The organism is Thioalkalivibrio denitrificans (assembly GCF_002000365.1).
GTDB lineage: Bacteria > Pseudomonadota > Gammaproteobacteria > Ectothiorhodospirales > Ectothiorhodospiraceae > Thioalkalivibrio_A > Thioalkalivibrio_A denitrificans.
Window position 1 is genome coordinate 1 of the sequence record NZ_MVBK01000111.1, and the last position, 9602, is coordinate 9602.

Sequence of the window (9602 nt, forward strand, 5' to 3'; positions counted from 1 at the left end):
TTCTTCACTCCCTCCCCCGCAAGCGGGGGAGGGAGTGAAGAAGTCGTTCATAGCGGCTAGGAGCCGCCTTGCTCCGGCAGTTCGAAGGTCTCCAGAGAATCGGGATCCAGCCTTGCGACACCGATCTCATCCGACGTGAAATGAAAGATCAGAACGCCCAATTCCTGATCGTAGTGCAGGGTACGGGTATGACGTGTGCCCCAGTAGCGTCCTTCGGTGATGTACTGCTCCTCTCCATCAAACGGCAAGGCCAGGCCCACCCATCGACGATTGCGGATGTCGTAGGCCAGGTTACCCACCTCGTCGCCGTTTCGAACCCGCACGATGTTCACGAGCATATCGATCTCCGGCACATGGACTGTCTCCCGCATGCGAATCCCGCTCGGAGGGGGGTTCAGCCTCTCCAGACTCCCGTCGTCCATGTCGTAACGAAGCAGGCGGGGAGATTGCCGACCGATGTCCCGTCCGGCCCATCCCATCCATAGGCTGTTCCGGATGGAGTCGTATGCCATACCTGTCCGGTCGCCATGTGCTCCGCCCAACTCCCCACGCCTAACGGGAAGCTCACGCCATTCGCCCTCGGTCGCGTCAAGCAAATAGAGCCGGCCCACCGACCACGCTACTACGCCGCGGGGTGTCGAGGCGAAGGAGATTCGCATGATGTTCGCACGCGGATGCGGCAAGGGAGCCGGTGGATACTCCCACTCACGGATGGCAGGATCATAGATCCATACGGCATCGTTGCTCATCCAGATGCCTTTCCGCGACACCGGATCATAGGCGGCGGCATCCCAGACATGATTCGGCACCTGCGGCCGATTGTTAAAGGTCTGCACGGCCATTGCATAGAAGCCCCGGGTCGGCATGTCTTCGGCCGGGTAGCCGATACTCCAGGTCCCGGAACGCAGGCTGTAATGCGCCAGATCCGTGCCGATATAGGTACCATGCCCACCGCCCCATTTGAGGAGCTGATGGCGGTGACTGTCGTAGGGCATCGTGCCCCAGGCGCGACGCGTGGTGGTCACTTGCGGGGCAGGCAACAGGCGCCAGCTGTTCGGGGGCAGTTCATCGAGCCATGCCGCCATGGCATCCGTATCCGGATTGACCGTCCTGTCGTAGTGCCCTGGAGTCAGACCGTAAGCCACCGGCTCGCTGTCGCCGCGATTCTGTAACGTGGAATCCCCCACGTCCGGGTCAATCTGCATCCCCCAAGTCACCCGGGCCCTGTAGGCATCTCCGTCGCGCCAATCCCTGGAGCCGCGACTGACCACCACCAGTTGATCGCGGTCGTTGACGGCCCCTGGGATATCCGAGCCCAGCGGGCCGTCCTCATAACGCCCCAGCAGGCGCCAATCGTTTCGCTCGACATCGTAGATCCAGAGTTCCCTGTGGTGTTCGGCGTCGCCCTGGGGGCCGACGTTCCGAATTTCGCCGCCCCAGAGCGCGATCTTCCGGCTCTGCGGAAGCCACGCCAGCGTATGTCCCGCCCGCGGTGAAGGCCTGTTCTCCGGCCAGCGCTGCTCCCAGGTCTGGGTCCGGAGGTCGTACACCCACGTGTCGGACAGGAAGCCGTCCACACGGGAACCGCCGAACAGCACGATCTTGCCCCGCTCCCGGTCCGTGGCCATCTGGGAGAATCCGCGCCCGATGGGTTCGGAGTCCAGGGCGCGCGCCATGCGCCAAGCCGCATCATCGGCCTCCTGGAGCCTCAACAGTGTTCTGCGGGCGACCGCGCCCTCCAGCTCCCCAAGCCCCGCCTCCAAGGCCGACCGCAGCGCTTTGGCCTCCCGCACCGCAACGGACGCCGACACCGCTTCGCTGCCGCCCAAACCCAACGTCGGCAGCCGCTCCGCCAGACGCCCGACGTCATCGGCCAACACTTCAGCTGCCGCAGCCAGGTTCCTTCGGGCATCACTCTCGGACTCGGTGACGTAGAAGCGATTGCGCGCCCGATTGACCAAGGCCCGCACCTCACGACGCAGCGCCTCGGCCTGCCCCCCCGCCTGCCGAAACGCCTCGGAGCCGGAGATGACCCTTTCCCATCTGCCGGAGGCAATATCGAAGGCCCACACACCCGGTGAGCCGCCGTCTTCCACACTGGTACCGCCCACGGACAGGATCTGATTGTTCACCGGGTCATGGGCCATCGATCCGTAGATATGGTGAAAGGATCGCTGTTCTGTGCGGGTGAATTTCTCCACGTCCAGTGGCTGCCATTCACGCCGTTCGGGGTCATAGGTGGCCGTCACATCCATGAAATAGGCATACAAGCGACCCGCGTCGGGGTTGTAGGCATACTGGTGAAACAGATGGGAGCCTGTCGAGTAGCCCACAACCCGGTCATCCATCCGAATTCGGCTGACTCCTGCTTCATCCACAATAAAAGGTGGATTGGACCTGGGAGTCGAAGATGCATCCGTCGGACCGGACGACTTACGATAGGGCGCGTGGTCCGGGTAGGCATTGAGCCATTGCCGGGTCGCCGCATCGAACATCTCGGTATCGAAATGCTGGGAATCCCTCGCGATGCCCCCGGATAACACGAACCGGTCAAGTGACGGCACGTAGTAAAAGGCTGGGGAGTAAGCCTCTCGAACACCGGTGGCTTCTTCGCTCAACACTACCCAGGTGTTCGGCTGCACCCGATCCAGTGCGCCCTGATCGGGGGTCTGGGGCTCCGCATGGATCGGCGCCGCCGCCCAGAGCACCGCCATCCCTGTCAGTGCGGCCAATTTGCGCATGGATTGCAGCATCATATCGACTCCGCAATCCCCGCATCGTCGTCGACAATCTGCCTGCGGCAGAATCCTCTGAAGAACAGAACGGGGCATTCATGTGGCTGATTCACCCATGATAAACATTCCCACCTCACGCGCCCAAGAAACACCTCTATCAATCCCCTCCCCCATGAGGGGGAGGGCCAGGGTGGAGGTCGATTTCGAATACGCCGAAAGATCCGACACCGGAAGGACGCCCCGGATTCCGCGATGCTCCATCCGGGCCAGGGATTGTCCGATACGAAGCATATCCCAGGCCTGCGAGACCATTCGGGAACCTGCATGGGATCGACGGTAGGCTAACGCCTACTTGGCCTGTAAACTTCCACTCAAGCACAAAGCCCCATGCGGGGCACGGCACCTAATCATCGGCACAAGGATCGATCTCGATGCGCTACGAAGGCGAAAACCTGATCCTCCTGTTTGGGCTTCCACGCTCCGGCACCACCTGGGTCGCCAAGATGTTCGACAGCCATCCGGATGTGGTTTATCGCCACGAGCCCGAGGCAGTGGACCGGATCGAGGGGGTGCCGCCTTTTATCAAGGAAAAGGATTATTCCCGTTATGAGACGGCGCTGCGCGAATACGCCCAAGGTCTCGTACGCATGTCGAACCCCCGCGTTATGGGGAAGCGGCCGTTCCTTCCCAAGAGCTACCTCGGGCCCGTGCGCTTTCGCCTCCATACGGCCAGCATTCTACTCTCCACCGTCGCCGCGCAGATCTCCCTGCGCCTGCCGGTCTACAATCCGGCAAAGCGCCTGCCACCGGAGCGCATCCGTGTAGTGTGGAAGTCCGTAAGCGGAATCGGCCGACTTCCTGCCCTGCTGCACGCCCTGCCGAAGGCCCGCGCCGTACTCATCATGCGACACCCCGCTGGCTTCGTTGCATCGCAAATTCGGGGCCTGAAATCTCGCGTATTCGGTGACGCCCCGCCACTCACAGGGAAAACCGGCACCCTTCGGCAACGGATCCGTGATGAGGTACAGCGCCGGTACGGCCTGACCGACCAGGACATCGCCAATCTGACCGTGGAGGAACGGTTTACCTGGCGCTGGGTGATTGATCACGACCAAGCGCTTGAACGGCTCGCCAGTGTCCAACGATGCACCCCGGTGTGGTACGAGGACCTCTGCCTCGACCCCGTCACCGGTTACCGGCATCTCTTCGAGCTCACCGGCCTGACATGGGGGCCACATACTGAGCGTTTTCTGAGCGCCACGACCGATCAGCACGACGATGGCTATTACAGTGTTTACAAGAACCCCGTCGAAGTTGCCTACCGGTGGCAAAACGAGCTATCGCCAGATGCGATCAGGAGTATCTGCGCAATATTGAAACTCACTTCGGTCGCCGCACCGCGATTATTGCCCCTCGACGCCACGGACACGCGGGAAAGCCAATCCGCGTCGAACCCCGTTCAATGATAATCGCCCCGTCAGCGTCGGCTCTACGAATAAAAATGAATCCGAGGATTGCGAGCGGATCACATGTTTAGATTCATAAATATCGCAAAACAAATCACCAATGCATCTCTCAGCCGCCTAGGGCTGACATTGCATCGGACGAGGAGTGCGCCACGCCGACAAGCCGTGATATATGAATTGAACTGGGCCCGTGACCATAATATCGTTTTGGGCTGGGCCGAAGTCGAGAAAATCGCCCGGCAGCGCGGGGATCGGGACCTTCAATTAGCTCTAAAAAAGACTCGATCCAATCGTGCTTCATGGGCGGACTTACGCGTTGTCTCTATGATAATGCCGTATCTTTCCGATCACGAACTCTATGAACGCCTTCTTGCGGACTTTGACCCATGCGTCGACCTACATCACGCAACGTCTGCTAAGGCGGCTTCCTTCGTCGGCGTTGGAGGCGGATCAGAAAGCCTCCATGCGTATCGAATAATTGAAATCAATGGTGAGCGCCTATTCGAAAAGGTTTATCGTGCCGACTCTCCTTCGTTTCAAAACATCCTTTGGTTTCAGAACCATCTACAGGATCGGCTTCTATCCAGCAATATTCGCGCCCCGACAATTCGTATGCTAAGTCGCAGCCAAAGGTTGGCTGCCGTGTATTACGAATGCATTGACATCCACCCCATCTCCAACTCCGCGGTGTTGGACAGAATCCTTGAAGTATCACGCACTCTTAGGGCCTTGGGTGGCGATCTCGCTCGAACCGATTCTTCTTACTATGATTCCGCCCCACACCATGTTACCTCATGGTGCGCAAGGGCATATGCGGCAAACGGGCTTCCGGAGATAGCAACATTCATACAACAGACAGAACACAAGATATCTAAAGTGCAGACACAGCTTTCGCACGGGGATCTCTATAAGGGCAACATCGGCCAGAACAATGTCGTAATTGACTGGGATGAGTGCGGCTTACATCCCGCCGGCTACGACATCGCACGAGGTTTGTCGTTTATTTGCCTATGGGATTCACTTAATGAACTTGAGGAGCACATTGTTTCCAATTTTTGCGACGAGATGAACGAACGGGAGTTCAGCGATTTTCTGTTCTCGGCGCTTTTCTATAGTTTTGTCTATTACTCTTTGAACAAACGTGGCGGCGACAATTTCCGTTACGAACTTTACCGTCGGCTAAGTGAATGGGATAGCGCGGGGGCCCGCTCGTTCCATGCACTGTCAAGATCCTAGGTCCGCGCTCTTAAAACCACATATTGGAATGACATGTCGCGCTTCAAACGAGTCACCACAGCAATCGGCTTTCAGTGAGCCTCACCCGTTTCTAGCTCGTACAGCTTCACGTTCGACTTCTTGCTGCGCCGACGACCCATGCAGCAGGGTGGACCGCGGACGCTACTCGACCCACTCCCCGATTCGCTCTAGCCGAGACCTCAAGCCAGGGAGCGGATAGCCCCGCTCGTACGCCTGGACCGCATGACGCCGAGCAGCCGCGTAATCACCTTTGCTCAGAAAAGCGAGTCCAAGATTGTAATGGACCTCTGGATCTTCTGGGGCCATCCTCAGCGCCTCTCCAAGCTCCCTTACCGCCGCGTCTAGCCGTTGGGCTCTGTAGTGATGAATCCCGTAAACGAGCCTTACCGTGGGGTCATTCGGACGCCACCGGATTGCGCGTTCGAAGTAGCAATCCACTGTATAACGCGCCCCGAGTGGATGCGGGCGGCCCTGCATTATGCTTAATCTCGACATTGCGTCCAACGCTCGATGATGATTAGGAAAAGTGTGAAGAGTATAGGCAATATTTCTGCCTAGATATTCCGGTACCCTGCCCGTTGTCGTTAGCGTTGCAATTTCATTTGTGAAATGAAATCGTTCTACGATAGGCAGTCGTTGCGCGCGCTCTTGGGAATTAGTGTAGTCGAAAGGTCCATAATGGTTTTCTAGGGATCCGCAGAACATCCCTTGAATGTCTGTTTGAGCCACCGCAACTTGGCAAACGCTCAATGCGATCAGGACAAGGCACCATGCGTGGCGGTATGAAGTAAGAGATTTCATCGCATTTCACTCTCGTGCACTCGAGTAGGCCGCTCTAAGGCGAGAGACTTACTGGAAATGGGGCAAAATTCCTTGTCTATGGCACTCGGAAGCACCGATAGAGCCAATTTTCTGTGGGCCTAACCATGAAGGGCCCTTCTGCTCATTCTCGCAAGGTCCGTAGGTTCCCGCGATGTCGATTCGGACTCTAACTTAGCGACTCGTTGCATGCCTCCATCTGAGTCACAGGCCGTCTTGTCTCGGAAATGAGCCGTTCCAATAGAAGATCACATAGTGACCTTACATCTGGCTGTATGTGAGGAGATGACTCCTTACGCACAGAACCTGCTTTTACAAATCTAGAAACTCGCGGGCTATAAGTGATTCCAGCAAAATCGAAAACGCTGTGTAACTCTCGATGTGGATCTGTTACCAAGCTCTCATATTGGACGGGAAGGACACGCATATCATGATCAAACTTGTGATCGAAAAACATTTGGTTGCGCATGTACCAGAACATCGCCACACGGGACTCAGCATTCATACTTGGAGAATAAATGCTTCGCATCAGAGCCAAGGTCTCGTCTGAGATTCCTCGCCCATGCCAACCCCGTGAGGAAGGGTCCTTCATAATGCTGTCCACATCGGAAGGCAACTTTCCGAATATCTTCATGGCCGAATTGATGACGTCATCGTAGTGGCGAACCATCCAGATCGTCTTGGCCGGAGCGAAGTGCTCCATGAGCCAGGGAAGCTTGTCCATCTCGCACAGACACTTGATCACGAACACTGGGGCGCGTGCAGAATCGCGCAGGCCTTGAATGACCGCAGGTTCGCGCATCAGATACTCGTCGAAGGCCCGAGGGTCGCGCTCATGATAGACCTTTGTTTCATAGCTGCGGTCGAGCACGTTCATGATCATGTTGGTGCCAGAACGTTGCGCACCAGCGACGAAAATTGTCTGTTCCGGTCGCCCCCTGCCACTCAGACCGCGCCAAGCCTCCAGGGCGGCCTTGGTGCCAAGCAGACTTGCGCGCCGCGCACGCCGACGGATCTTGCCTAGAACAGACTGCTGAGGCATGGACTCTCCCTTCATCTTCCCGAAAATTGCCACGGTGGGCTAACCCCGTGGAGCCTATTTACAGTTTATCGCATCGTTCTGTTTGCGGGCAGGAGCGATGCCGCAGGTAGCCGGGCGTACCCGGTCAGCCGGACTGTCAGCATCCCGAGAAATCCGGACGGGTGTCGGAATTCTTGACACCCAGCAGATTCTTGCCCAGGTTGCTGCCGCCCATCGGCCCACCGCGGGCCCCTGCGGTGTTATGCTTGGCGGCAACCACAAGAAATGGGCTGGATCGCTGGTTTATGCTGCAGCGCGTCATCCGACAAGATCCGTCAGGGAAAACGCACTAGCACGAATCGAAACATTACGGGCATCCAGCAGCCAGAATGCTCCACCACCTACCATGATGCACACCTTTCGACCCATACTCCGGCTCCTGACCGCCAGGGAGCGCTGGCAGTTGTTTCTGATCTTCCTGATCATGCTCCCCAATGCGCTCATGCACGTGGCCGGTATTGCATCGGTGATGCCCTTCATCGCCGTACTGGCGCAACCGGAACTGGTGGAACGCAACGCGCTGATTGCAGGGGTATACGACCTCCTCGGAAGCCCGCCTCTTGAGCAGTTCCTGATCATGCTGGCCGGGGGCGCGCTGATTCTTCTATTCCTGGGGAATGGATTGGCCGCGCTCACAACCTGGGCGATCATCCGGTTCAGCTATATGCGGGCGCACAGCCTCTCGCGCAAACTCCTCGGCACCTACCTCCGCCAGGATTACGGCTTCTTCCTTACCCGTAACCCGGCCGATCTCTCAAAGAACGTCATTCAGGAGGTTAACCAACTGGTATCCGGGTTCCTCATTCCGGTGCTACAGCTATCGGCCAATGGCGCCGTTGTACTGGCCATTCTCATCATGCTGATCGCGGTCGATCCGGCACTCGCCCTGACGGTTGGACTGGTTCTCGGCGGCGCCTATGCGGGTATTTATCTCGCATTCCGCGGACGAATCCGGCGCCTTGGACAACTGCGATTCAGGGCCAACGCACGCCGCTTCAAGACAATCCAGGAATCGTTAGGGGCGATAAAGGACATCAAGGTCTCGAACCGGGAGGATTACTACCTCAATACGTATACCGGCGCCTCCTATGCCTTCGCCAGGAACGAATCCAATCACATGCTGATTTCGCAGCTTCCCCGTTATGCATTGGAGACCCTGGCGTTCGGGGTCGTGCTGATTATCGCCCTCTACCTCGTCATCGCGGGTGGTTCCATGCAGGCCGCGCTGCCGATGATCGCGCTCTACGCCATGGCGGGCTATCGCCTGATGCCTGCGCTGCAGAAGCTCTTTGACATGACTGCAAAGATGCGCTTTGCGGGACCCGTAGCGGAGAGCATCAACGCGGAAATGGCGCGGCTGGGAGCCGCGGAGGCCGTTGAAACGAAGGAGGCTTCCGCCGCATCGGACGTGCATCTTCACGATCGCCTCGATCTTGAATCGGTCACCTTCCGCTATCCCGGCATGGACCGTCCGGTGCTTGATCGCCTCGATCTCACCATCCGCGCGAAGACCAGTGTCGCCTTCGTGGGGGGCTCGGGCGCCGGCAAGAGCACCCTGGTGGACATCATCCTCGGGCTGCTGGAGCCCGAGAGCGGGAGGATTGTGGTCGACGGCCGGACGCTGGACAGAGCGCTCTTGCCCGTGTGGCGAAAGCGGCTGGGCTACGTGCCCCAGTCCATCTATCTGGCAGACGACACGCTGCGTCGGAACATCGCGCTCGGCATCCCGGACCGGGAGATCGACGACGAGGCAGTAATCCGGGCTGCGAAGACCGCGGCCATACACGATTTCATCGTCCGGGAACTCCCGGAGGGTTACGAGACGGTGGCCGGCGACCGGGGCGTTCGCCTGAGCGGTGGCCAGCGCCAGCGCATCGGCATTGCCCGGGCCCTTTACCATAATCCCGACCTGCTCATTCTGGACGAAGCCACGAGCGCGCTGGACGGCGCCACGGAATCGGCCGTGATGGAGGCCATCGAGCAGTTGAGCGGCGAGAAGACGATCATCATGATCGCGCACCGGCTCACGACCGTGCGCAACTGCGACGTGCTCTATCTGCTGGACAAGGGTCGAATCGTCGCGAGCGGAACGTACGATGAGCTGATGGCCGGGGAACCGGAGTTCCGCAGGATGGCGCATGCGGGGCAGGCTGTGCCGTAGGCCGGATGTGGCGAAGCGGGATACGGGGATCGTAACCGGACAGTGGTGCCTTGGTACGCGTTTAAACCACCCCCACCCTGCCC

General features: G+C 58.6%; 6 protein-coding genes. 3 read left to right on the forward strand and 3 right to left on the reverse strand.

Features of this window, described 5'->3' with window-relative positions; translation table 11 throughout:
* Positions 1-56: 56 nt before the first annotated feature.
* On the reverse strand, positions 57-2756 hold the full coding sequence (locus B1C78_RS15465; RefSeq protein WP_139349977.1) for a kelch repeat-containing protein: 2700 nt from the start codon (positions 2754-2756) through the stop codon (positions 57-59).
* 410 nt (positions 2757-3166) lie between these two features.
* Here B1C78_RS15465 and B1C78_RS15475 point away from each other — a divergent pair, with 410 nt between their 5' ends.
* Together B1C78_RS15475 and B1C78_RS15480 are read left to right on the forward strand one after the other, a co-directional pair.
* Positions 3167-4201: a sulfotransferase gene (locus B1C78_RS15475; protein ID WP_077280070.1), complete on the forward strand. Its 1035-nt coding sequence runs from the start codon at positions 3167-3169 to the stop codon at positions 4199-4201.
* A gap of 63 nt (positions 4202-4264) precedes the next feature.
* On the forward strand, positions 4265-5437 hold the full coding sequence (locus B1C78_RS15480) for a phosphotransferase (RefSeq protein WP_077280071.1): 1173 nt from the start codon (positions 4265-4267) through the stop codon (positions 5435-5437).
* Positions 5438-5599: 162 nt separating this feature from the next.
* On the opposite strand, the gene B1C78_RS18120 is transcribed toward B1C78_RS15480, so the two are convergent.
* The gene (locus B1C78_RS18120) at positions 5600-6259 is read right to left on the reverse strand and encodes a tetratricopeptide repeat protein (protein WP_077280072.1); all 660 of its coding nucleotides are present in this window, start codon (positions 6257-6259) and stop codon (positions 5600-5602) included.
* Between the two features lie 187 nt (positions 6260-6446).
* Positions 6447-7319, reverse strand: coding sequence for a sulfotransferase family protein (locus B1C78_RS15490; protein ID WP_175628335.1), 873 nt, complete (start codon positions 7317-7319; stop codon positions 6447-6449).
* Positions 7320-7416: 97 nt separating this feature from the next.
* Here B1C78_RS15490 and B1C78_RS15495 point away from each other — a divergent pair, with 97 nt between their 5' ends.
* On the forward strand, positions 7417-9519 hold the full coding sequence (locus B1C78_RS15495) for an ABC transporter ATP-binding protein (RefSeq protein WP_077280074.1): 2103 nt from the start codon (positions 7417-7419) through the stop codon (positions 9517-9519).
* Positions 9520-9602: the final 83 nt, after the last annotated feature.

Coding starts and splice junctions, on each gene's coding strand:
- B1C78_RS15480 (WP_077280071.1), top strand. CDS start 4,265: ATGTTTAGATTCATAAATATCGCAAAACAAATCACCAATGCATCTCTC.
- B1C78_RS15465 (WP_139349977.1), bottom strand. CDS start 2,756: ATGATGCTGCAATCCATGCGCAAATTGGCCGCACTGACAGGGATGGCG.
- B1C78_RS18120 (WP_077280072.1), bottom strand. CDS start 6,259: ATGAAATCTCTTACTTCATACCGCCACGCATGGTGCCTTGTCCTGATC.
- B1C78_RS15475 (WP_077280070.1), top strand. CDS start 3,167: ATGCGCTACGAAGGCGAAAACCTGATCCTCCTGTTTGGGCTTCCACGC.
- B1C78_RS15495 (WP_077280074.1), top strand. CDS start 7,417: ATGCCGCAGGTAGCCGGGCGTACCCGGTCAGCCGGACTGTCAGCATCC.
- B1C78_RS15490 (WP_175628335.1), bottom strand. CDS start 7,319: ATGCCTCAGCAGTCTGTTCTAGGCAAGATCCGTCGGCGTGCGCGGCGC.